We start from the raw sequence: 25,109 nt of genomic DNA, 5'->3' as shown, positions 1-25,109 counted from the left end.
TTTAAGACTAGACGAAGCCATCACTTGTCCTATTTATTACGCACATCCGTTTTCTTCTTATGAACGAGGTAGTAACGAAAATGCAAATCGATTGATTAGACGATGGTTCCCAAAAGGCACAACAACCCTTACTCCTAACGAAGTAACGGCTGTTGAACAATGGATAAATCGTTATCCACGTAAATTATTTAATTATGTATGTCCTTATGACTTGCCTGAGGTGGCTAACTTACTATTGTAATTTGCGAAATTTTAAAGATAAAGCATAGTTAATAATTTATTAAAAAATAGGTTCGGAAATTCCAAACCTATTTTTTAATAAATTAATTATCGTATTTTGCTCCACTATAAGCATCTTTTTTATATAATTTTAAAACATCTGTACATATTTTATCATATATAAATGCTGATACAAAAGGTATAACTATATAAACTAAGAATACTACTAATACACTAGCTCCCTTTTCAATAGCTTTAAGTGGTCCTATTAATCCTATAATACCAAAACCTGCACTTGTTTGATCACCTAAAATATTAAATGCCCAGACTGATAAACCAGTCGTAGCCGCAGTAGCTAATATAGGAACTAAAAGAAGTGGAGTCCTCGCCACGTTAGGCATCATAAGTTTTATAGCACCAAGTATTATGGCTAAACTTACTCCTGACGGATTTTTAACTTTTATTGAACCTATCATAAGTACAGCTGCTGCTGATAAAACTCCAATAGCAGAAGCTCCTGCTCCTAGATAATTTGTATTAGAGAATAAAATAATACCCATTGCAACAGTAGATACTGGTGTAACTATAAAGAATGAGAACGACATAGCTATCAACATACACATAACTAAAGGTTGCAATGTAGTAAATGATAAAACAATATCAGCTAAAAATTTAGTAAGTTTTTGCATATATGGTAATGTATACAAACCTATTAAAGCTGGTAGTCCCCCACCTACTATTGGCAAGAAAATAATTGCTAATGAACCGAATTTTCCACTCACTGATTTAATAATATAAGTAGCAATCAAAGCAACAAGAAGCACATTAAACAAGTCCCCAACAGGTGTTGTTGTATATGCTTTTAATTGTGCATTATAAACTATCGAACCACTACCTGCTAATAAAGCAGCACCAAGAACAGTATTTTCTAAAGGTGTAAACTTCATTGAAATTGCTATTAATGAACCTATTAAAACAGGAACTGCAAATTGTAATAAATATACAGCCTTGCTCGCCGTTGCGAAAAAGTCTGGCAAAAATAATTTTCCTGCGTACTTAAACACTGCACTAAGAACTGCGTTTGCTATAAGACCAGAAACTATACCTATTGCCATACCATTTAAAACAATATTAAATAGTTTTTTTAGTGTTAATTTTTCACTCATTCTAACATCTCCTTTAAAAATTTAATTCATCTGACTATAATAATGTAAGATGAGTTAAAACTATAATAACACAATTTATAATAATTGCAATATGAATTTTCAAAAAAATAAGTAAATTTATAAAATAATTTTTCAATTTATTATTTTCATAAGACAAAAACTAAAAAAAATTAGTGCCGTTTTTTATCAACACTAAATATTTTTATTTTATAAAATTGGTTTTTTCACAGGACTTCCTGCTTTTCTTGGATACTTGTTAGGAGTTTCCTTTGTTTTTTTTATTTTTAATATATGGCGTTCTTCTTCACCAATAAAAAATTCAAAATCTTCTTCTAATTTTCCACCTAATAAGGCTATAGCTTTTTTAGCTTCCAACTTTTCTTCATCAGATTTTTGAGATTTCAAGGCTATAAAATTACCTCCTTTTTTTACAAGAGGTAAACAAAATTCTGCTAATATATTTAATCTTGCTACTGCCCTAGCAGTTACCAAATCAAAACTTTCTCTGTATTCCTTATTTTGTCCCAAATCTTCTGCCCTAGAATGAATAAAATTATACTTGTCTAGCCCTAACTCTTCTGCCAGTAAATTTAAAAATTTTATACGTTTATTAAGAGAGTCGACTATGGTAACTTTTAGATGTGGAAAAATTATTTTCAGGGGAATAGACGGAAAACCTGCCCCACTACCAACATCACAAATATTTTCTACACTAGAAAAATCAAAATAAAATGAAGTAGCCAAAGAATCGTAAAAATGTTTTGTATAAAATTCTTCTTCATTGGTAATAGCCGTTAAATTGATACGTTCATTCCAATAAATAACCAATTCAAAATATTTTTCAAACTGTTTTTTTTGTTTGTCTGATAAGTTTATTCCATTTGTTGCTAAATTTTTATAAAATTCTTCTTTATTCATCATTTTTTCTCGCTCTTCTTTGCTCTAAATAGACCAATAAAATAGAAATATCTGCTGGATTAACTCCAGATATACGAGATGCTTGTCCTATGGTCAAGGGTGATACTTTTTTTAATTTTTCTCGAGCTTCTATTGCCAAACTAGGTACATCGTCATAGTCTAAGTCAACAGGTATTTTTTTCTCGTCCATTTTTTTCATTTTTTCTACTTGTTGCAATGATTTTTTAATATAGCCTGCATATTTTATTTCTATTTCTACTTGTTCAATTAGATCAAGGGGTAGATTAACTTCTTGTTCTGCTAAATCCATAATATCAAAATAAGAAAGTTCTGGGCGTTTCAATAAGTCTAATGCCAAGATACCATCTCTTAATTCTGCTGTTTTTAAATTATTCATCTTGTCAACAACTGTTTTTGTTGGTGTGATTTTAAATGTTTTTAATCTTTCTATTTCATCAGCTATCATTTGTCGCTTAATACAAAATTTATCATAACGTTCTTTTGATATTAAATTTAACTTATAAGCCTTGTCTGATAATCTCATATCAGCATTATCATGACGTAGTAATAATCTATGTTCAGCTCTTGATGTTAATAATCTATAAGGTTCGTTAGTTCCCTTAGTTACTAAATCATCTATTAAAACACCTATATAGGCTTCATCTCTACCCAATATTAGAGGTTCTTCACCCAATACTTTACAGGCCGCATTTATACCCGCAATAATACCCTGACCAGCCGCTTCTTCATAACCACTTGTTCCATTAAGTTGCCCAGCTGTAAATAGTCCTGCTATTAACTTTGTTTCTAGTGTTGGCCATAGACTTGTTGGATTGATAGCATCATATTCAATAGCGTAACCATTTCTCATAATTTTAGCATTTTCTAAACCTGCTATGGATTTAATCATATCTCTTTGAACATCATCGGGAAGGGAAGTTGATAAACCTTGTACATAAATTTCTTTTGTATCCCTACCCTCTGGTTCTAAAAATAATTGATGTCTTTCCTTGTCATTAAAACGAACATACTTATCTTCGATACTCGGACAATATCTTGGGCCAGTTCCCTTTATCACACCAGAATACATAGCCGAACGATTTAAGTTTTTAGCTATAATATCGTGAGTGCTAGTATTTGTATAAGTTAGCCAGCAAGGAATTTGGTCTTTAACAAAATCGGTAGTTTCATAACTAAAAGCATATTCCTTATCATCTCCTGGTTGAATTTCTGTTTTTGTAAAATCAACAGTATCCGCATTAACACGAGGTGGTGTTCCAGTCTTAAATCTAACCATATCAAATCCTAAATTTTCTAGTTGTTCTGCCAAGTCAATAGATGGCATTTGATGATTAGGTCCTGAAGAATATTTAACATCGCCTATTACTATCTCCCCTCTAAGATAAGTTCCCGTTGTTATAACAATAGCCTTAGCCTTGTAACTTGTTCCCAACATAGTTTTAAGACCAATAACTTTATTATTTTCTACTATAAGCTCACGCACCATAGCTTGTTCCAAATCTAAGTTAGGAGTATTTTCTAATAAATTTTTCATTTCTAGTTGATACTTTACCTTATCTGATTGCATACGCAAGGCACGAACTGCTGGTCCCTTGGCTGTATTTAACATTCTTGTTTGAATATTTGTTTTGTCAGCAATTTTTGCCATAGCTCCACCAAGTGCATCAATTTCACGAACAACTATTCCCTTAGCTGGACCACCAACACTAGGATTGCAAGGCATAAAACCAATCGTATCTAAATTAATTGTAATCAATAAAGTTTTTACACCCTTTCTACTGGCAGCCAAAGATGCTTCAATACCAGCATGACCCCCACCAATTACAATTACATCATACTCTTTTAAAAATTCAGTCATAATTCCTCCAAAATATTTAATAAATAACTTTCAAAATTATGCTTTCACCAAAATTTTGTATATTACTTTTCAAATATATATTATCATAACTTATATTTATTATCTAATCTTTTAACTAAAAATAAAAACATAATAAGGTTAAATAATTTTAACCCTATTATGTTCATAAAAATTATATATTATTTTTTAATAATTTCATAAGTTGCTTTTACATCATCACTTAGCAAATGAGATATTTTACAACGTAATTTAATATTTTCAATTATTCCTTCTATATCCTCTTTTGTTAAATCAGGATAATCAACCTTTATTTCAGCATGATAAGCCCTGTTTTCGTAATCAAAAGATAAGTCTATTTCTATGGATAAGTCTAGAATTTCATATTTTCTGAAAAAGTAGCCCTTAGAACACATCAAGATACAGCCAGAAAATGCCACCGTAAAAACATCCATAGGTCCATCTGCTTCTGTCATCTTTAAAACATATTCTTGCTCATTACTACTTTTAGCAAAAACATCAAAACCTTTATCTAATTTACTCTTAACCTTATACATAATTTATTGCTCCTTTATTATTTTTTTTATTTCCTCATACAAATTACAATTAATTTTATTAAATTTAATATCACTAAAATCGAAATATTTTGTTATTTCATTAGGCTGTAATATTAAATATGCTCCAGCAGAAATAGCAGCTAATGAACCTGGTTTTGAATCTTCTACTGCGATACAGTTTTCGATACTCACTCCCAATCTATAAGCAGCCGCCAAATAAATATCAGGTGCCGGCTTGCCATTTTCCACATCATATTTTGTTACTATATCATCAACATAGTTATAAAGATTATGTTCTTTTAAACCATCTATGATATGTTCCAAACTTCCATTAGATGCCACACCGATTTTTATATTATTTGCTATTAACAATTTAAAAGTATCTTCTATATAGGGAAGCAAAGGTGATTTAATAAATCTGTCATACATAGACGTTAAATCTTTTTCTAGTTTGCTATATTTTTCTTCACTCATATCATAAGTTGACATAATATACTTTTTACATTGCTCTGCACTTGTGCCAGGAACGTTTTTAATATAATTTATAATATCCAATTCTATATTTGTATGTTTTTTTATTAATTCTGACATTACTTCATAATATGTTTTTTCTGTATCAACAATCGTTCCGTCAAAATCAAAAATAACCGCTTCTAATTTTTTTATCATCAATCAACCTCCAAGATTCTCTATTATCATATTAACATTTTTAAAACTTTTTTGCCAGAGAAGAAGATAAAAAAGTTAGAATAACATTTAAAAAATAAATTCTGCTATAACTTATATAAGTGCTTATTTCTTGTTTTCTTATATTTTTATTTTATTAAAATTTTAAAAATTAAATTTCTCTAGTAGCTTCTTTTAACCACATTCTTTCTTCTTCAGTTAAGTGCGGAGCGACTACTTCATAAACTTTTTTGTGATATTTATTTAATTCATATCTATCAACATCATTTAACATATTAAAGTCTATTGCTTCTAAATCAAATGGCACGTAGGTTATTACTTCAAACTCTAAAAATTGACCATATTCATTTTTTACAGTTTTTCTAACAACTAATTCATTTTCCAAACGTATTCCGTGTGAATTAGTAATGTATAGTCCAGGTTCATTTGATAGTACCATGCCCTCTCTTAAAGGTTCTAATTCATTTAGACGAATTTGCCAACGAATGCCAGCTGGACCTTCATGGATATTACCCAAGTATCCTACTCCGTGTCCTGTTCCGTGATTATAGTTTTCGTAATTTTCCCACAGAGGCATACGAGCTAAAACATCAAGATTTTGCCCAGTAACTCCCTCTAAAAACTTAGCCTTAGATAATTGTAAATTAGCTTTTAATACACGTGTGTAGTCATGCTTTAATTCATCACTAACTTTTCCAATAGCAGTAGTTCTAGTAATATCCGTAGAACCCTGCATATAATTTGCACCAGTATCAGTTAGTAAGAATGTTCCAAGATTAATATTTACATTTGTTTCTGGAGTTGAAGAATAGTGAATAATAGCACCGTTAGCGGCATGACCACATATAGGAGCAAAACTTGGGCAGATATAATCTCCTTGCTCTCTTCTAAATTCTACTAATTTATCAGAAACACTAAGTTCACTTTCCTTTTCAATAAGTCCATTTTTAGCTAGTTGTTTTAACCAATAAATAAATTTAGTGTGTGCAACTCCATCTTTAACATGGGCAGAAATTATATTTTTAATTTCAATTTCATTTTTCATAGCTTTCATCAGAACAGTTGGATTACGTTTTTCTATTAATGTCGCTTCCTTAGGAATATTATTAAATATTGCATAATTTAACAAAGCTGGGTCTACTAAAACAACATCTGAATATGAAAATTCTTTTACATCTTCATAAATATAATTATACGGCTTTAAATTAACATTATCTTTTGCAAGTTCTTCTTTTATTGAAGTAGATAATTTACTTTCATCAACATAAAAATCAACTTTATTTTCATATACTATTGAATAACTTAAAAGTAGAGTGAAGAAATCAACATCAGTACCACGAATATTTAGTAACCAGCCATTGTCATCTAAAGTTGTTATTATGTGTGCATTAGCTCCAACTTCAGCCATTTCACGTCTAAGTCTTTCTAATTTTTGAGCAACAGTTTGTCCAGCTTGCTCTAAACTTAACGAGAATGCCTTGTTTTTTGATAATGAAGGTCTATCATCCCAAATTTCATCAACTAAGTCAATATCGTATTTTATTGTGGCATTTTTCTTTTTAAGTTTGACAAATAATTCTTTACCTTGCCCAAACATAACAACTCTTCCGTCAAAACCTAATACTCCACCCTCTGAAATATTTTCAACGATAAAATCTGTTATACTTGGAACCTCTGGCTCTCCCATTTTTTGTAAAACTATACCACTGCTTGCAAGTTGATTTTCTGCCTGTAAAAAGTATCTACCGTCAGTCCAAAGACCTGCAAAATCTTTTGTAACGACAACAGTCCCAGCAGAACCAGTAAAGCCACTTATAAATTCCCTAGACTTAAAATGTTCCCCTACATATTCACTGTTGTGATAGTCAGCAGTAGGTATCATATAAATATCTATCCCATCACTAGCCATAAGTTCTCTTAATTTAGCTATTCTCTCAAGCACATTCATAAATTTTCTCCTTATTTTAATATTTCCCTAAATTTATCTGTTGCTTTAATAAGTCCGTCAACAATCCCTGCTTCTCCTGATGAATGACCTGAAGCAACAACTACATTTAATTCACAATTATTTAATTTTTTACTTAGTTCATAAGCCCCAATAACTCGACAATCAATATCATAACGTCCATGAACAATAATAGTAGGAACATCTTTAATAACATCTACATTATTTAAGATATAATTATCATCATCCCAGAACATATTGTTCATCCAAAAATGGCATTCTATGGTCGCCATTGAAATTGCATAATTAATTTCTCCAAAACTATTTTCTAAATTTGGATCTGGCAGAAGAGTTACAAGATTTCCCTCCCACATACTCCATTCTTTAGCTGCTTGTTCTCTATCTTCCCTATCATCACTTGTTAATCTTCTATAATAAGCTGAGATAATATCTTTTCTTTCTTCTTCTGGTATTATGCTAATATATTTTTCAAATGCTTCTGGTTGAATATTACTTGCACCACCAATTTCATAAATCCATTCTATATCTTCACGGCGTCCCAAGAATATTCCCCTCAATACCAAACCTTGTACTCTTTCTGGATGCTTAATAGCATAGCATAAAGCTAGTGTTGCCCCCCAGCTACCACCAAAGACAAGCCATTTTTCAATATTTAAGGCTTGACGAATTTTTTCTATATCTTCGATAATATGCCAAGTATCATTATTTTCTAAACAAGCATGTGGTGTAGATTTACCACTCCCTCTTTGATCGAAAACTATTATACGATAAAATTCAGGGGCAAAGTATCTTCTACAAGTTGGAGAAGAACCACAACCAGGTCCACCATGTAAAAAAATAACAGGCTGTCCCTTTGGATTACCTGATTCTTCATAGTAGATTGTATGCTGTTCATCTACTTTTATAAAATCAGTAAAATTAGCTTCAATCTCTGGGTAAAATGTTCTTAATGTCATATTAATTACTCCTTATTTCTATTTTATACACCTATATTATAACATAGAAAAATAAAAATGAGTAAGAAATTTTCTATTCATTTAATTTATTTGACGACCTTTTATAAAATAAACTAACGTTCTATTAAAATTTCTCCCTCACGAAGTTTAACAATAGAAGCAAGTTTTTTCTCGAATAAGAATAATAACAGTGCTAATACTGCCAAGACTACCGCTATTCCTATTATACATGTAGGAAGTTTTGTGTCAAAGTCCAATTATAAATATATCCATAAGATTTAGCGGCAATAAATGTAGAAATAGTCCAAACTGCCATTAAGATAGATAGAATATGTTTTGGTGCATATTTAGAAATAAAGGCATTTCCTAATGGAGAAAATACCATTTCCCCTAATGAAAGAATAACACCAAACATTACAATCCATAAAATACTTGCTTTAGATGATTCTGGAGTTCCTACACCACCTTGCACTTCTGCTCCAACAAGCATTAAGAACGATGTTCCAAGAAGTAATAAACCTAGAGACAATTTTTTATATAAGCTCATATCTCCTTGAGGTCTCTTAGAAAGTTTCACCCATAAAGCTCCAAGAACTGGCTCTAAAACGATACATAGTAAGGTATTTTCTGAATCGAATAGTGCAGTAGAAACTTGACTACCAAATACATTTAAGTCTACATAAGTTGGTGCATAGTCATAAACAGCAAGATATGTTAAGTACCAGAATAACCAGAATACTACTGAGAATAATGAGATAAGAATTATTGAAAAAACTCTTCTTAATTCCTAGGTTGCTATAGGCGTTTGTTCTTTTTTATCTGTTTCTTCTTTAACTTCACTTTCTTTGTGAATTGACCCTGCTTGTAGAGATTACATTACAGAAAAAGGATACGGAGAATATTTCACTCACAGAACTGGTCATAATATAGGTTTAGAGTGCCATGAGTTCGGTGATGTTTCTTCTATCAATACTGATGTTCTTGAGCCGGGTATGGTATTTTCAATAGAACCAGGTATCTACCTACCAGGAGAATTTGGAGTTCGTATAGAAGATTTAGTTTTAGTAACAGAAGATGGTTGCGAAAACTTAAACAAACTAAATAAAGAACTAGTTGTTGTAGGAGAATAAAAATTTTTTAAAAAAGGAGTATTTTTACTCCTTTTTTATTTTGCCAATTAAATAAAAAATAATACCACATAGCAAAATATTATATGAATTTTTTTATTAATATTTTATAATCTAAAATAAAGGAGGTATAAAATGAATTTAGAATTAATTATTGACAGCAAATTTAAGGAGACACTTATAAAAATTTTTACAAATAAAGTTGATAATAAAATTGAAAAAATTATTAACTTCACTAAAACGAATAAGGACGTGATTATTGGCTATAAAAATAATGAACTTGAAATACTAAAAGAAGAAGATATAGAAAGAATATTTATTGAAGATAAAACTACATTTTTAATTGCAAACTGTCAAAAATATAAATCAAAAAGTAGATTATATGAATTTGATAATCTACTGAATAATAATTTTATAAAAATATCTCAAAGTGAAATTGTAAATCTAAATTTTATTAAAAAATTAGATTTCAGCTACAAGGGAACTATTATGCTTAAATTCAAAAATGGAGATAGCACATTTGTTTCAAGGAGAAATATAAAAAATTTTAAAAATAAGTTGAATATTTAGGAGGTATAAATATGAAAATTTTAAAAGAAATAATTTTATATTCAATAATAGGTATTGGCTTTGGTACGCTACTACACTACATAATAACTACTTTTATTTTAGATTACAGTTTTTCACCAGTTGTTCCTAATTTTGCTAGTAAATTTAATAACATAGATACAGCAGTAGGGCTGCAACTTTTAGTATTTGCCCTTATAGGAGTATCACAAGGTTTTGCAAGAAATATTTTTAAGCAGGACAATTATTTATTTAGGCAGAGTATAATTCATTATTTTCTTATTACCCTGCCCCTGCTTTTAGGTGGTTACTACCTACATTGGTTTGAATTAGATCTTAAAAAATTACTAGGATTTTTAATTTTTGTAAGTTTAATTTATTTTATACTATTTTTAATTTTCTACTTTTCTACAAAAAAGAAAATAGATGAGATAAATAAAAAATTAAGTAAGAATTTATAATTTAAAAGGACTACATTCATGTAGTCCTTAAATTTATATTTTTGTAATTTCAACTTTATTTGTAAACTTTATTTAAAAATTTCTCTATATAAGACCAATATTCTTCATTATATTTTCTTTCTGCCTTGCAGTGTTTAGAGTCTTTAAATATATGAATTTCTTTATTAGATGTCAATAATTCATAAGCTTTCTGAGCATTTGCTAATGGAACATAGCCGTCTGCATCGCCATGTAATATTAGGGCTGGTAGTTTTGTAGTTTTCAAGGCTTCACTTGCATCAACATCTCCAAAATTATAACCCGCCTTAATTTTCGTAACCATGTTAGCTAGAGGTATTACAGGAAATGATGGCAAGCCAAACATTTTATCTAGTTGGTAAACAAATTCTTCTTTTAAGTTTACATAACCACTGTCTTCAATAAAGCCTTTAACATTATCTGGCAAGCCCTTATTTAGAGAATTCATAGTTGTTGCTGCACCCATACTAATACCAAATAAGACTATTTGTGGGTTGTTATTTTCAGTAGAAACTTTTTTCACCCAAGAAACTAGGTCGGTTGAATCATACCCGCCCATAGAGTAGGCTTTCCCTTCACTTTTCCCATGTCCTATTAGGTCAGGTGCAAATACATTATAACCCCTATCGTAAAAACCACGAATATAGTTTGCCGCTTTTTTAGCTTCAATAAAGAAACCGTGTGTTACTACTACCCATTTTCTTGCCTGTGCTTCTTCTTTAGAATCTTTATGAACAAAAGTATATCCTTTTAATTTTACTCCCGTAACAGAATTCATGCTGTGTTCTTGTTTGTTTTCATCAAACCATTTCATATTTATTTCTTTTCTCGGATCAACTACTCCGTCATCATCTTGATTTGAAACCTTATCTTTATTAACTTTTGGATTTAAGGCAAAGTTGTAAAAATAATCACCGGTAAACCAACCCGCTCCCAAAATAAATACAACTAAAAAACTAAGAATTATTTTTTTATATTTTTTTACAAATTTCATTAACATTCTCCTAATATATAATTTATTTTAAAATATATTATATATCTAACAGAGATAAAAGTAAACAAAAAAGTTTACTTTTATTTTAATTGAAATATAAAATAAATTTATTTACTTCTTAAAATTTTTCTAAAATTTTTAGGGTATCTAGCATTTCTTTCATTACTTTTACATTGTGCATTCTAACAATTTTTGCTCCTCTTTTTATAGCTTCTATTGATAAAGTAGCACTAACAATATCCCTATCCTTAGGCTGGGTGTTCCCCCCTAAAATAAAATCTGTTGTTCGTTTACGACTGGCTGCGTATTGTATTGTAGAATTAAGAATATTCATAGCTGCTAATTTTTTAGTAATGATAATATTTTCCTCTGCATTTTTTCCAAAGCCTATTCCTGGATCTACTATAATATTTTCTTTTTTTACTCCTGCCCTTAAGCAAATATTTAGACTTTCTTGCAAGTCAGCAATTAAACTTTCTATTTCTCTTCCTTTTTGAGTAGCTCCATTGTGCATAATTATGATTGGTAGATTATATTCAAAAGCTACTTCTGCCATATTATTATTCTTTGCGCCATGAACATCATTAATTATATTTGCTCCCAGTTTAATAGCCTCCTTAGCAACCCTAGCCTTATATGTGTCTATACTAATTAAAATATCTGGAAAATTTTTTCTTATGCTTGGTAATATTAAACTTAATCTTGCTATCTCCTCTTCTTCAGACAATAACTTTGCTCCAGGTCTTGTAGATTCACAGCCCACATCTATTATGTCGGCTCCGTCTTCTAACATTTTTTTTACCTGATTTAAGGCTAAGTCTTTGTCAAAAAAATCTCCACCGTCAGAAAAAGAATCTGGGGTAAAATTTAAGATGCCCATTATTAAATATTTCTTTTCTGTCAATAATTTTTGAAGCTTAGTCATCATTTTTCTCCTTTAATAATTCTTTTCTTACTTCTGATATAAGATATAAAGACCCACTTACTAAAAAAGTTTCATCAGTTTTTAACTTAGGTACTATATCTTCTAAGGCTTGTTTGTAATTATCAAATATTTTTATTTCTTTTGTAAAGCTGGCAAGCAAGTTTTCTAACTTAGATTCTTTTATTTCAATAGGAACTTTGGTTACATAAAAGCTGGCGTCCAAACTTTCAAATAGTTTAATCATTTCTGAATAGTCTTTGTCTGCTAATATTCCTATTAATATTTTTATTTTTCCTAAATTTTGTTTTTTGAGATAGTTTACCAGACTTCTAACTCCGTCAATATTGTGGGCTCCGTCTAGTAAAATATTATTTTTTACCCATTCTAATCTGCCTAGCCATCTAGTATTTTCTAAACCTTTTTTTATTTCTACATCTGTTAAATTAATAGTATTTTTTTCTCTTAAAAATAAGAGTGCTTCTAAGGCTAAAGAGGCATTGTAAATTTGATGCTCTCCTAGCATTTTTATTTTTATATTTTTAAAACTTTTGTAAGAAAATATGTTGTGCTTAAAGGCAATTTCTTCTACATCAATATAATTTTCAGCTAAAATTTTAAGCCTAGCATTTTTTACTATGGCAACTTTTTTAATTATAGAAATAACTCCTTCTTTATTAGGATATAATAAAATATTATCATTTCCTTGAATAATACCTGCTTTTTCATAAGCAATTTTTTCTAGGCTATCTCCCAGTATATTGGTATGGTCAAGACTAATTTTAGTAATTATTGATAATTCCTTATTTTCAAAAATATTGGTAGCATCAAAACGTCCACCCAAACCAACTTCCATAATAGCAAAATCAACCTTGTTTTTTTCAAAGTAGCAAATTGCGACTACTGTTAATAATTCAAAAACAGAAATATTGTCTTTATCACTTGCAAAATTCTTATACCAAATATTAGAAATTTCTTGATATAAAGTATACATTTCTTGATAGCTAATAAAATTATTATTAATTCTTATCCTATCGTTAAAACTTACCATACTAGGACTAGAATACATACCTACCTTGTATTTTTGAGCTAGTGTATTTTGCAAGTATGAACTTACAGACCCCTTGCCATTTGTTCCAGCTATATGAATTACTCTTAATTTTTTCTCTGGATTACCTAGAATATTTAAAATATTTTTCATTCTATGTAGACCCAACTTCATACCACTCCGTTCTGATTTTGATACTACATTAACGATTAATTCTTCTGCTATATATTCTAAAATATAAATTGTTAAGTCGTTATTTATTTTTTTTAATTCTTGCCATACATCTTCCAAATTTTCCAAATTAAATACAGCTAGAGTTTTATCATCTACATTAATATTATTTTTTTTTGCATAAGTTAGCAACTTTTCTTTATAAAAATTTATTGTCATTTTTTAATCTCCTAAAATTCATAAATTAATTTTACTATGAAGCAAAAAAAAAGTACATATCACAGCATTTTATTTGATATTAAAAATTTAATTTACTAAAATACGTTTATTACTAATTAGTGATAAATTATAAAGAGGTATTTATGGACATAGCTTGGTAAAAATTCCGCAACATATACATATAGTATTTAGAAGAGAAGAAGGTGTTATAACTGCTAATATTAGCAAAACAATTAAGAATACTGGACTTACTCTTGCACAATTTGGTATTCTTGATGTTCTTTACACAAAAGGACAAATGAAAATTTGTAATTTACTTAATATAGTTCTAGCAACTTCAGGTAACATGACTGTAATTTTAAAAAATATGGAAAGTGCAAATTTAATTTATCGTAAAAAAGATGAAGTTGATAAACCTGCATTCCTTGTAAGATTAAAAGAAAATAGAAAAAACTTTTTGAAGAAATTCTTCCTAATCATAGAAAAGAATTAGAAAATGTCTACTCTATTCTCACAAAGGAAGATAAAGAAACACTTATTAATATTTTAAAAAAATTCAAAAATTTCAAAATCATCTAGGAGGAAATAAAATCCAAAAATCAGTATTAATAGCAGTAGATTTAAATAGAAAGGGGGATTTAATCAGCAATTTGCTAATTACATTAAAGAAGAACTTGAAAATCAGGGGCTAGCAACTAGCTTTTTAGATTATAAAAATTTACCAATCTTGGAGCAAGATACAGAACGTCCAGAACCAAAAGAAGTAAAATTAATTAGATATTAATTAGCAAAAGCAGATGCCATATATATAGTAAGTCCAAAATATAATGCTTCTTAGCCTGATATTGTTAAAAATTTATTAAACTGCTTAGCACGTCCAGCTAAAACTTTCGACTTTGAAATGCCAACTCTCCTAGATAGCAAAAAACAACCCTTGCTGTAGCTGTTGATTCAACAGAAGCTAAATTTGTTCATAAAAATCTTAATAAAATTTTAAAATACATAAGAAATGATGTATTCCAAGGTGAAAGTCTAGGAATTTCTTTAGCAGCTGATACATGGTAACCAGGTGAATTATTATTATCTGACTAACAAAAAGCCAAAACAGATGAATATATAAAAGTATTTATAAATTTCTTAAAATAAAAATAAAAAAATGATTTAGAAATATTTCTAAATCATTTTTTTATTAATCTTATGCTTTTTTAAAAAATTTTTGGTTTATCTTATCAACAATAGAAGCTAAGGATGCATCTCCTGAAACGTTGCAAGCCGTACCAAAACTATCTTGTGCTATATATAAGGCAATCATTAAAGAAATCATAATTTCATTGAAGCCTAATACTGATTGTAATAATCCTAAAGCGGCAAAAACTGCTCCGCCAGGTACTCCAGGGGCGGCTACCATAGTAATACCTAATAAAACTATAAATTGAACCATTACTGATATCGCTGGAAAAGCCCCACCATGTTGTAGCCAATAAACTGCTGTTGCACATGTAGTTAAAGTTATTGTACTTCCAGATAAGTGGATTGTAGCAAATAAAGGTATTGTAAAGTTAGCAACTGCTGGGTCAACACCCATTTTTTTAGTTGACTGTAATGTTACTGGTATTGTGGCTGCTGATGATTGAGTTCCTATTGCTGTAGCATAAGCTGGTAATATTTTAACTAACATTTTAAATGGATTTTTTTTGTTAACTGCTCCGCCAAATGTATACTGTAATAAAATTACCACAAAATGTAAAATTAATATAACAACAAAAACAAAAAGGAATATTTTTAAAATTTTAAATACTTCTCCTGAACCAGTTATATTAGCAAAAACTCCCATTATATAAAATGGTAACAATGGAATTATTAATTTGTTAAGTAGTAGTTCAATAACTTGACCAAATTCTTCAAAAGCTTTTTTCATTCCCTTCAATTTTAATGAAGAAATACCTATCCCTAAAACAAATGACAATATTAAAGCTGTTGTAACACCAAATATTGCTGGCATTTCAAATTTTATATACCCTGATAAAAGCAACTCTTCTGGATTCGTCAAACTTTGGAGTTGTGAACCCTTTAATATATTTGGTAAAAAGATTTTTGCTACTAAAAATGCCAAAGTACCTGCAAATAAAGTAGAAATATAAGCAATCATTGTAGAAAGTCCTAATAATTTACCAGCATTACTTGATAACTGACTTATCCCAGGAACAATAAATCCTACAATTATTAAAGGTATTGCAAAACCTAAAAATGAACTAAATATGTCTGAAAATGTAACTAGAACTCTGATAGCATAAGCTGGTAATACATTTCCTAATACTATACCCACAACTAAAGCCAAAACTAATTTTGCTAGCAGTGGTAACCTTTTATAAAAACTCATAATTTTTTTCTCCTTATATAAAATTTAACCTTCTGTATTTTTTAAAAATACATGTGTACATTATACAAGAATATTTTTAATTTGTAAATAGAAAAAAAGAAAAAATTTAAAAATTTTTTATATTTTTTCTTCCTATTTAAAATTAATTTACAAGCATAGTATTTTTATAAATTAAATATTAGTTTATTATTAAAAAATAAAAAAGAGAAATCACTCTCCTTTGTAAATTCTTTTATATCTATTTTTAATTACTAGTATAAGTTTTTCTAATAATATTTTTAAAATTGCATAAACAGGAATACCTATAACAGCACCTAGTATCCCCATCATATTTGTCCCAATAATAACCACAAATATTACTGTTAATGGATGTTGCTTCATACTTCGTCCCATTATATTAGGCGAAATAAAATTTCCTTCTAAAAATTGCACAACTCCCCAGACGACTAGCATCTTTAAAACCATTACCCAATCAGTTCCAAAAGCAACTAGCATTGCAGGTATAATAGCCATCATCGGCCCTAAATAAGGAACTATACTAAGTACTCCTGCTAAAGTTGCTAAAGACACTGCATACTGCAAACCGATTATTTGATAACCTACAAAAAGTAAAATACCTACACAAACAGAAACTAACATTTGCCCAGAAATATAAGATCCTACCTTATTATCTATTTCGTTAATTGTAGTCTCTATAGGTTCTTTAGATTTTTCAGGTAACTTGCTTATAATATAAATTTTAAATCTACTGGAATCTTTTAATAAATAATAAAGTACAAAAGGTGTAGTAATAATTATTGCAGCTGTTGATGATAATATTGAAGCTGCATTCGAAATGAAATTAGTAAAAATATCAAATGCCGCTGCACTAAGTTGTGTTCCATTCAAATTTTCATTAATGTAGACTATAATATTTTTTACAATAGCATTGTCTGCATTTGCCTCTAAATAATTTCTAATTATATTTACATAACCTGGCATAGAAGTTATTAAGTGCTGGGTCTGCTCAATCATAACTGGCACTGCCCCAATAAATACTGTTAGTATTACTGCTATCCCAAATATTATAGATAAGATAGATGCCATCCCACTATTTATTTTAGTTTTTGCTAATAACAAATTATAAACAGGATTCAGCATATAAAAGAATATATATGCTACTAAAACTGGAACCAGCAAGCTGTTAATTACTATTATAAGAGGTGCCATTATAACATTTATTTGACTATATAACCAAATTGCAGTAAATAATAAAATTATAACTATTAAAATATAAATACTTAATTTACCACCCAAAAAGCGAATTATATTTTCTTCTTTAGTGCTTGTTTTTTCAATTTCTATTTTTTCTTTTATTGATTTTTCTTTATTCATAGCTATTCCTTTCTTTATTATTTATTACATGTTAATATATTTTATCATATTCTTTCTTTAAATACATTTAATAAAGGTTTGATAAATATATTTTATAAAAAATAATTTCAACTGGCAATGTAAAATATTTGTAAAAAATTTTACAAACATTCAATAATTTTATTTATAAAATAATTATTTCTTTAAAAATATTTTTTTCTAACAGTAAATTATTGCAAATAAATTTTTAATACTAAAAAAATATTTTATTAAATATTTCCAATAATAAAGTATAGAATTAGCATATATCATATTTATAAAATAAACTTACTAAGCATGATTATAACTTAGTAAGTTTATTATTAATTATATTTATTAAAAATTGACTACATTAGCACTTGTGCCAGTTTTGATTACTTCTAATGCAGAGTTTAAGCCACCTTCTACAAGATTTTCTATAGCGGTAGTTGTGTAAAAGGCTGTATGAGGTGTATAGATTACATCATCACGATTAATTAATTCTTGAAGTAATTCATCATTTATTCTATATTTACTTAAATCTTTAGGAACATAGTCGCCCTCATTTTCATAAACATCAAGAGCTGCACCTAGTAATTTACCACTATCTAGTCCTCTTAAAACCGCTTTTGTGTCTACTAGCATACCACGAGCAGCATTTACTATTATTGAATTTTCTTTCATCTTAGCTATAAAGTCATCATTGACTAGATGCTTATATTCTTTTACTGCTGGCATGTGTAGTGTTATAACGTCAGATTGTGCTACAAGGTCATCTATATTATCAACATAAGCAAGAATTTTTTTGGCTTCGTCATTTTTAAAAATGTCATAGCCGATTACTTTTGCTCCGAGTGCATTAAATAGTTTTGCCACTTGAGTTCCTATTCTTCCAGTTCCGATAACTCCTACTGTAAGTGTTCTAACTTCTCTTGATAATATTTCTGGTTCCCATGAAAAATTATGTTCAGAAACTCTATTTTTAATTTTTTTGATATTTCTACTTAAATATAAAGTTGTTGTAATTACATGTTCAGCAATAGCATTAGGAGAGTATGACGGAACATTTGTCATCTTAATTCCGTATTCTCTCATTAAATCTAAATCGTAAATATCAAATCCTGCTGAACGTGTTGAAAAAACTTTTATACCTTCAGATTTTGCAAAATCGTAAACTTCTTTTTCAAATGGTTTGTTTTGAGCAAGAACTACCCCCTCAACACCTCTTATTAATTCTACATTATCTTTAGTAAGATTTTCATTAGTTACAAGTAATTCAATTTCAAAATTTTTTTCTCTCCAAATTTCTAATGCTTTTTTCTCATCTTCTCTTATATTAAATACTGCTAGTTTCATACTCTTAACCTCCTATTTACCTAATTCTTCAAAAATAAAAATATCACGTTTGTATATTTTTAAAATTTTTACAAATATAAAATCAGTTATCAATGCAAATACAAATGTTGCCATAAAGTAAACTATAAATAAAATAGTTATTTTACTCAAGATAGAACCTTGCATAAATTGGAAGGCTGCTATTGGACCAATAAGCCCTGAAAAACCAAAACCTGCTGACGCCGCAGTGCCTTGAATAGTGAAATAGTAGGCTAAAAATCCTGCAAAGACCGCATTTATAATTATTGGTATATTAACTATTGGATATTTCAACCAGTTTGGCATAAATATTTTCATAGAACCAAAAAATAAACTTAATGGTACCCCTATTTTATTTACACGCATGGTTCCCACCACTAAAGTCATTGCACAACTTGCTATTCCGACATTAGCCGCTCCAGATGCTAAACCTTGTAATCCTACTGCTATTGAAACAGCAACAGTTGATACTGGAGAAACTATTATTAGGGCAAATGAAATTGCTAGTAATATACTCATAAGTAATGGTTGCAATGTTGTAAAATCCATTATTATACTACCGATAAAACCAGTAATTTTTTTTACGTATGGTAGTATTGTTAAACCAAATGTTCCTACAATAGCTGTTGTTAGTACTGGCAGTAAAATTATTGTTAAACTACCAAATTTCCCCCTAAAAAATTGCATAACTAAAACTAAGACAGCAGAAACTATCATTATATTAATTAAATCTCCAATACCGTTGATAATCATTTTGCCATCTACTATACTGATAGAACCTCCACAAATAAAAGAAACCATACCCGAAATTGCCACTTCAATAGGCTGCATTTTAAACTGTAAGGCTACTAAGATACCTATTAAAGCTGGTGTAGCTAATTGCGACATACCTAAAACATTATAAATCATTTTAATTATACTACTATCATTAATAAAAAATTTAAGTATGCCTCCTAAAACTGCATTAGGTATTAAACCAACGACTATCCCTAAAGCAACACCGTTAAGTAATTTATTAAAAAAACTTTTTACTCCATCTTTTCCCACAAAAAAACCTCCGTAATTTTTTGATATAAGATATCAATAAAATTAATTATAACATAAAAAAAATGTGAAATAAACTATATTTTAATAAAATTAAAAAGCATTTACAAATTTATAAATTCTTAAATATAAAATCTATATTATTTTTTTAATAAATCACGAATTTCTTTAAGTAATTCTTCTTTAGAATCAACTGCTGGTACTTCTTTTTCACCATCTTCTGCTTCTACTTTAGAAACTTTTACTTTTGCTGTATTAATAATTTTTACAAACATGAAAATAGATACTGCTACTATTAAGAAATCAATAATTATTTGTATAAAATTACCATACTTAATTCCCTTCCATTCTATTGCTGTAAAGTCTGAACGGCTTGGGAATAATAACATAATTAGTGGCATAATTATATCTGCTACTAAAGAAGATACTATTTTCCCAAAAGCCGCACCAATTACAACCCCTATAGCTAAGTCTAATACATTACCCTTTAAGGCAAATTCTTTGAATTCTTTTAACATTTTTTCTCCTTTGTAAAATTTTTGCTCTAAAACAATGTTAGTAATTCTAACACAGATTTTTTATCCTGCCTAGTAATATGAACTGAATTTTTATTTTTGCACACAAAATATTGTTTTATTCTACTCAAAGAAAAATTTTTAAATAAGATATTATAAAAAATTATTTATTGCAAAACAAAAAACAGTAAATATTCTTGATTTACTGTTTTAAAGATAATTTTTTATTTTTTTGTTTTCCGTTTGTTAGTTACTTCTTTTTTAAGTAAAAAGAGATAACATAAGTTATATTTAAAGTTATAATTCAATTATCTTTAAATTTTTAATCTCACTTCTTTTTTTTATCAAAACTTCTTTTGATATATCAGACTTATCAATACCTATAACATATCTGTTTTTGTTTATTCCAGCTAATAAAAAGCTAGATGATCCGCAAAAACAATCCATTATAATAGAACTCTCATTAGAAGATTGTTCCACTATCATTGATAACATATCTATATTCTTTTCAGTAGGGTATATTGGATTTTGTGGGTCTTTAAAATTTGTCCATATATCTTGTATTTTCTTTCCTTTATGCTCATCAGAAAATTTTTTAATTCTCGGTACTCCATTTTTAGACCACTCTATTAATCCATCATTATCTAGCTTGTCAAGTTCTTTAGGACTACACCTCCAATGTCTACCTTTTGGTGGCATCATTCCTTTCCATTTTCCTCCTGTTTCTCCATTTTTGGTTTCCCCTGGAGCGTGGCAAGGCACAGTATTATATCTTCTTCCTTTCTCATCAATCTTTGGAAATTTTTTTAGTATTTCATCTTCACTTAAAGGAATAGTTATATTATTGAATATGTTTTTTTGATTTTTCTTTGAATATATATATATAACATCTTTCTCATTTCCAAAAGCTCGTCGTTTGAAATTTTTAGGATTTGATTTTACTCTAGTTATATCATTTACAAAATTTTCCATTCCAAAAATTTCATCAAGTAATAATTTTATATAATGTCCTAATTTACAATCTATATGAAAATACAAAGTTCCTCTATCACTAAGTAATTTTTTTATTAAAATTACTCGTTCTCTTATAAATTCTAAATATTCATTTAAAGCCATTTTATCACTGTATGCTAAACTATCGTTTTTAGATGAACTAATAGTTGATACCTTATCTTCACTGTAATAAAAGTTAGAATTAGTATTAAAGGGTGGATCAATATATACTAAATCCACTTGATTTTCAAAATCATTTAATAGCATAATCATAGAATCAAAATTATCTCCTTTAATATATAATCCCTTTTCTTCGCCTTTAGAAATATTTTTTAACTCTAATTTTTTCAACTCAATAATTTTATCAATTTCTTTAAAAGGCTTCTTATTCTTATAATCTAAAAACATATTAATTCCTCATTATATTGAATATAAATAATCTCTTAGTAATATCGCTGATACTATTATCTCATCATTTGAAAAGTCGTTACATATGCTATTATACATTTTATTTTTTGTCTTTATATACAGTACTCCATCTAAAATTGAAATTACTTTAACATTGTAATTAGTATCTCTTAGTGGTTCTTTCATTGTAGCAACTGCATCAGCAAATTGTGCATTTTGGTGTCCACCAAAGTCTGTTAAAAATTTAGCTTCTCCTAAAATATAAGTTTTATTAAATTTCGCCATAAAATCTAAACCTTTATTTCTATCATATCCTAAAAATTCATTAGCAAAATTTTTCATACTTGCATCAGAACCATTAAAAACTATATTCTCTGTAGTATTCATAAATTCTTCAGTAGATGTTGTAATTTTACAACCTAATGCTCCAGCATCTATCCAATTTTTAAACATCGGCCCTATTTGCCTATTAGTTTCTTTTGGTGCAGTCGTTTTATCAAAAATTTCATCAAGCCCTAACTCATATAACATTCCTGTAATTCTATTAACTGTGTTAGGATTTCTAGCAATAGCACTTTTATCTCTCTTTAAATATGCTACATAAGAATCTTTAATAGGAAAAATTTCTTGTGCTAATAAAACATTTAATAAATTTGTTGAATCTCTATTTTCAAAATAATATTTTATATCTCTTACATCTTCTTCTTTTAACTCTCTTCTCAAATTAACAGACATAGGATATATTTTAAAAAGCAAATCCAAATAATTTCTTTGATTTGCTAACTCTATACTCTTTTCAGTCCAAATGTTCATACTTTAATTCTCCTTTATTATATAAATAACTTCTCCAGCCTTAAAATTCAACGCTTTACAAATTTTCACTATATTTTTTTAAGATATATACTCATTCTTACCCATATTTGCTATGCAATTTGTTGTTAAATTTGCTTTTTCTATTAAATATTTTTCTTAAATTAATTTTTTAAATTATTTAATTCACATAAAAATTTGCAAATAAAATATTTTTGATAAAATTATTAGGCTATATAAAATAAACAAAAAATATTAAATTTTTTAAAATTTACTATTTTGAAGATAATTTTTTATTTTTTTGTTTTCCGTTTGTTAGTTACTTCTTTTTTAAGTAAAAAGAACTAGATTTTTATTTAATCGTCTTAAAATTTTTTATATATCAAAAAGTTCTGTAGGATCAATTTTAAATTGCAACATATTTGCAGTTGGTCTTCCATTATCTCCACCTTTTCTCTGAAGTGTAACTTTACCAAGTTTTATTGAACCTCTAGGGCTAATTTTAACTTTACCATCTGCAAAATAATGATTAATAACTTCATTTATATTTTTCAAAACCCATCTGGCATCTTCTTGTAATTTTTGTGCTACTAAAACCCATTCAGCAGAAAATTCTCCTCGTCCCTTTAAAATATCAGATATTATTAGCAATTTATTATTATTTAACCAATCTAACAATAATTCTCTTTCTTCGTAGGTTAATTCATCCATAAACATTCTTCTATCATCTCTAATATCATCTCTATAAGGTTTTAGTTCACCAGTAAAATATTCTAAAATTGTATACACATCCAAAGGAATATTCCATAATTCGTTATAACTTTTTAACCACCTTTTATCAATTTGATTAAATCCTTTCTTATTGCTTACAAGTTTTACTTGTATATTTTCAATATCAAGTGCATCTCTCAGTTTAACTTGAACTTTTACATTCAAATCTGCTTTATATCCACTTATAACAATCGCCTTTACATATTCAATTCTTTCCAAAGAATAACCCATAATTGTTAGCCATTCTTTAGCTTCGTCGTTATTTTGCCAATCATTAAATTTGTCTGCTATATGTTGTTCATTTCTAAATCCATCTTTTGCAGTTTTTGATCCTAATTTAACTTTATCAATTTCCACCATCTTTTTATACCTCAACTTTAATATTTTTAATCATTTCTTTAGTAATTGCTTCTATAACATTTACCGTCATTGCATTCCCTGCTTGAGATAACACTTTATTGTTATTTAATTTATTTTTTTTAACTTTTTCTGCAATATTTTTAGGAAATCCTTGAAGTAATAATGCTTCATATCCACTTAATTTTTTTATTTTACCATTTTTTATATAAAGTAATCCGTGCCTTCCCGTTCGTAATGTAGGAAAAGTTTTATCATATTTACGTAAGTCTGATTGTCGCCAATCAATAACAAAATTTTCCCAACTTATAACTTCTTTATTTGTGAATTTATTACAATTATATTTATTTGATAAATATTTTTGAAATGTCTTATCTAAAATATCTAACTCCAGGTTATTATCTTCATCTAAAAACCAATCAAAATTTTTATTTGATAAATTTTCTATAGGAAATTCAAACATGCCATTATCATACCTTTTTTTAAATCCTACAATATATATTCTCTCTCTCATTTGAGGAACTCCAAAATCAAGACTGTCTATAACTTTGTAATAAATATTATATCCTATATTTTCAAGTTCTTTTTTTATTGTATTAAAAGTATTTCCTTTATCGTGATTTACTAATCCTTTAACATTCTCTAAAATGAAATATTTAACATTTTTATGTTTCATAATTTCTATTAAAGAATATATTATTTGTCCTCTTTCGTCATCAAATCCTGCTCTTTTCCCCACAATTGAAAATGTTTGGCAGGGGAATCCTGCAATCATAAATTCAAAATCAGGTAATTTATCAAAGTCCAAATTAGTTAAATCTCCATAATTTCTATTATCTTCAAAAAAAATTCGATAAGTTTCTGCAGTTTTTTCATCTATTTCACAATGACCAACACATTCTAATCCATTGTTTTCTAACCCTATCCTTCCACCACCAATTCCTGAACAAAAATCAAAAAATTTTAACATATCATTACCTTTCTATTTTTTAAACTAATTACTTGTTATAAATTACACTAAAGTACTTTACATATCTAAATGATACCTACTCACTCTTTCCAATATTATATGCAATTTGTTGTTAAATTTGCTTTTTCTATTAAATATTTTTCTTAAATTAATTTTTTAAATTATTTAATTCACATAAAAATTTGCAAATAAAATATTTTGATAAAATTATTAGGCTATATAAAATAAACAAAAAACAGTAAAT

General features: G+C 28.2%; 24 protein-coding genes and 1 pseudogene. 5 read left to right on the top strand and 20 right to left on the bottom strand.

Annotated features, from left to right (window positions below; all coding sequences use genetic code 11):
• Positions 1–241 (top strand): transposase (locus KMP12_RS04995; RefSeq protein WP_371821668.1); only part of this gene is annotated, 241 nt, incomplete at its 5' end.
• 82 nt (positions 242–323) lie between these two features.
• On the opposite strand, the gene KMP12_RS04990 is transcribed toward KMP12_RS04995, so the two are convergent.
• The 8 genes and pseudogenes from KMP12_RS04990 to KMP12_RS04955 form a co-directional block, all read right to left on the bottom strand.
• A complete protein-coding gene (locus tag KMP12_RS04990; RefSeq protein WP_215756641.1) occupies positions 324–1,385 on the bottom strand; it encodes a PTS sugar transporter subunit IIC in 1,062 nt (353 codons plus the stop codon).
• A gap of 207 nt (positions 1,386–1,592) precedes the next feature.
• Positions 1,593–2,303, bottom strand: a complete 711-nt coding sequence (gene rsmG / locus KMP12_RS04985) for a 16S rRNA (guanine(527)-N(7))-methyltransferase RsmG (protein ID WP_215756644.1) — start codon at positions 2,301–2,303, stop codon at positions 1,593–1,595.
• Positions 2,296–4,182, bottom strand: coding sequence for a tRNA uridine-5-carboxymethylaminomethyl(34) synthesis enzyme MnmG (gene mnmG / locus KMP12_RS04980; protein ID WP_215756640.1), 1,887 nt, complete (start codon positions 4,180–4,182; stop codon positions 2,296–2,298). The genes rsmG and mnmG overlap by 8 nt, the downstream gene beginning before the upstream one ends.
• A gap of 179 nt (positions 4,183–4,361) precedes the next feature.
• Positions 4,362–4,736 (bottom strand): OsmC family protein, encoded by a 375-nt coding sequence (locus tag KMP12_RS04975; RefSeq protein ID WP_215756639.1) that lies wholly within the window; start codon positions 4,734–4,736, stop codon positions 4,362–4,364.
• A gap of 3 nt (positions 4,737–4,739) precedes the next feature.
• Entirely contained in the window at positions 4,740–5,405 is a 666-nt protein-coding gene (locus KMP12_RS04970; RefSeq protein ID WP_252344709.1) for an HAD family hydrolase, read from the bottom strand.
• A gap of 169 nt (positions 5,406–5,574) precedes the next feature.
• Positions 5,575–7,371, bottom strand: a complete 1,797-nt coding sequence (locus tag KMP12_RS04965) for an aminopeptidase P family protein (RefSeq protein ID WP_215756638.1) — start codon at positions 7,369–7,371, stop codon at positions 5,575–5,577.
• A gap of 11 nt (positions 7,372–7,382) precedes the next feature.
• Positions 7,383–8,345 carry a prolyl aminopeptidase gene (pip, locus tag KMP12_RS04960; protein WP_215756637.1) on the bottom strand — a complete coding sequence of 321 codons (963 nt, stop codon included), beginning with the start codon at positions 8,343–8,345 and terminating at the stop codon, positions 7,383–7,385.
• A gap of 223 nt (positions 8,346–8,568) precedes the next feature.
• Positions 8,569–9,120, bottom strand: a pseudogene (locus KMP12_RS04955) (POT-type proton-dependent oligopeptide transporter); the annotation flags it as partial.
• A gap of 76 nt (positions 9,121–9,196) precedes the next feature.
• Between KMP12_RS04955 and KMP12_RS04950 the strand changes: the two are divergent.
• The 3 genes from KMP12_RS04950 (at position 9,197) to KMP12_RS04940 (ending at position 10,500) form a co-directional block, all read left to right on the top strand.
• Positions 9,197–9,475 carry a M24 family metallopeptidase gene (locus KMP12_RS04950; RefSeq protein WP_371741363.1) on the top strand — a complete coding sequence of 93 codons (279 nt, stop codon included), beginning with the start codon at positions 9,197–9,199 and terminating at the stop codon, positions 9,473–9,475.
• Between the two features lie 132 nt (positions 9,476–9,607).
• On the top strand, positions 9,608–10,042 hold the full coding sequence (locus KMP12_RS04945; RefSeq protein WP_215756636.1) for a LytTR family DNA-binding domain-containing protein: 435 nt from the start codon (positions 9,608–9,610) through the stop codon (positions 10,040–10,042).
• A gap of 11 nt (positions 10,043–10,053) precedes the next feature.
• Positions 10,054–10,500, top strand: coding sequence for a DUF3021 domain-containing protein (locus KMP12_RS04940; RefSeq protein ID WP_215756635.1), 447 nt, complete (start codon positions 10,054–10,056; stop codon positions 10,498–10,500).
• A gap of 55 nt (positions 10,501–10,555) precedes the next feature.
• Here the strand turns inward: KMP12_RS04940 and KMP12_RS04935 are convergent, their stop codons facing one another.
• The 3 genes from KMP12_RS04935 to KMP12_RS04925 form a co-directional block, all read right to left on the bottom strand.
• On the bottom strand, positions 10,556–11,512 hold the full coding sequence (locus KMP12_RS04935) for an alpha/beta hydrolase (RefSeq protein WP_215756634.1): 957 nt from the start codon (positions 11,510–11,512) through the stop codon (positions 10,556–10,558).
• A 118-nt stretch (positions 11,513–11,630) separates the two neighbouring features.
• Positions 11,631–12,437, bottom strand: coding sequence for a dihydropteroate synthase (gene folP / locus KMP12_RS04930; protein ID WP_215756633.1), 807 nt, complete (start codon positions 12,435–12,437; stop codon positions 11,631–11,633).
• Entirely contained in the window at positions 12,430–13,872 is a 1,443-nt protein-coding gene (locus KMP12_RS04925; RefSeq protein ID WP_215756632.1) for a bifunctional folylpolyglutamate synthase/dihydrofolate synthase, read from the bottom strand. The genes folP and KMP12_RS04925 overlap by 8 nt, the downstream gene beginning before the upstream one ends.
• A 154-nt stretch (positions 13,873–14,026) precedes the next feature.
• On the opposite strand from KMP12_RS04925, the gene KMP12_RS04920 reads away from it, so the two are divergent.
• Positions 14,027–14,365: a MarR family winged helix-turn-helix transcriptional regulator gene (locus tag KMP12_RS04920; RefSeq protein ID WP_215756631.1), complete on the top strand. Its 339-nt coding sequence runs from the start codon at positions 14,027–14,029 to the stop codon at positions 14,363–14,365.
• A 702-nt stretch (positions 14,366–15,067) separates the two neighbouring features.
• Here KMP12_RS04920 and KMP12_RS04915 read toward each other — a convergent pair.
• The 9 genes from KMP12_RS04915 to dcm all read right to left on the bottom strand — a co-directional run bounded on the left by KMP12_RS04915 (position 15,068) and on the right by dcm (position 24,865).
• A complete protein-coding gene (locus KMP12_RS04915; RefSeq protein WP_215756630.1) occupies positions 15,068–16,252 on the bottom strand; it encodes a dicarboxylate/amino acid:cation symporter in 1,185 nt (394 codons plus the stop codon).
• Between the two features lie 210 nt (positions 16,253–16,462).
• On the bottom strand, positions 16,463–17,626 hold the full coding sequence (locus KMP12_RS04910; RefSeq protein ID WP_215756629.1) for an AI-2E family transporter: 1,164 nt from the start codon (positions 17,624–17,626) through the stop codon (positions 16,463–16,465).
• 354 nt (positions 17,627–17,980) lie between these two features.
• Positions 17,981–18,979: a D-2-hydroxyacid dehydrogenase gene (locus KMP12_RS04905; protein ID WP_215756628.1), complete on the bottom strand. Its 999-nt coding sequence runs from the start codon at positions 18,977–18,979 to the stop codon at positions 17,981–17,983.
• 12 nt (positions 18,980–18,991) lie between these two features.
• Positions 18,992–20,044, bottom strand: coding sequence for a PTS sugar transporter subunit IIC (locus tag KMP12_RS04900; RefSeq protein WP_215756627.1), 1,053 nt, complete (start codon positions 20,042–20,044; stop codon positions 18,992–18,994).
• A gap of 137 nt (positions 20,045–20,181) precedes the next feature.
• Complete coding sequence (mscL, locus tag KMP12_RS04895) at positions 20,182–20,559, bottom strand: large conductance mechanosensitive channel protein MscL (RefSeq protein ID WP_215756626.1); 378 nt, start codon at positions 20,557–20,559, stop codon at positions 20,182–20,184.
• Between the two features lie 294 nt (positions 20,560–20,853).
• On the bottom strand, positions 20,854–21,957 hold the full coding sequence (locus KMP12_RS04890; RefSeq protein WP_215756625.1) for a site-specific DNA-methyltransferase: 1,104 nt from the start codon (positions 21,955–21,957) through the stop codon (positions 20,854–20,856).
• A gap of 12 nt (positions 21,958–21,969) precedes the next feature.
• Complete coding sequence (locus tag KMP12_RS04885) at positions 21,970–22,770, bottom strand: hypothetical protein (RefSeq protein ID WP_215756624.1); 801 nt, start codon at positions 22,768–22,770, stop codon at positions 21,970–21,972.
• Positions 22,771–23,142: 372 nt separating this feature from the next.
• Positions 23,143–23,898: a PDDEXK family nuclease gene (locus tag KMP12_RS04880; protein WP_215756623.1), complete on the bottom strand. Its 756-nt coding sequence runs from the start codon at positions 23,896–23,898 to the stop codon at positions 23,143–23,145.
• A gap of 4 nt (positions 23,899–23,902) precedes the next feature.
• The gene (dcm, locus tag KMP12_RS04875; RefSeq protein ID WP_215756622.1) at positions 23,903–24,865 is read right to left on the bottom strand and encodes a DNA (cytosine-5-)-methyltransferase; all 963 of its coding nucleotides are present in this window, start codon (positions 24,863–24,865) and stop codon (positions 23,903–23,905) included.
• Positions 24,866–25,109: the final 244 nt, after the last annotated feature.

This window comes from Gemella sp. zg-1178 (assembly GCF_018790995.1).
Taxonomy (GTDB): Bacteria; Bacillota; Bacilli; order Staphylococcales; family Gemellaceae; genus Gemelliphila.
Note: the sequence above shows the minus strand (reverse complement) of the source record. Positions and strands in the feature narration are given on the sequence as shown.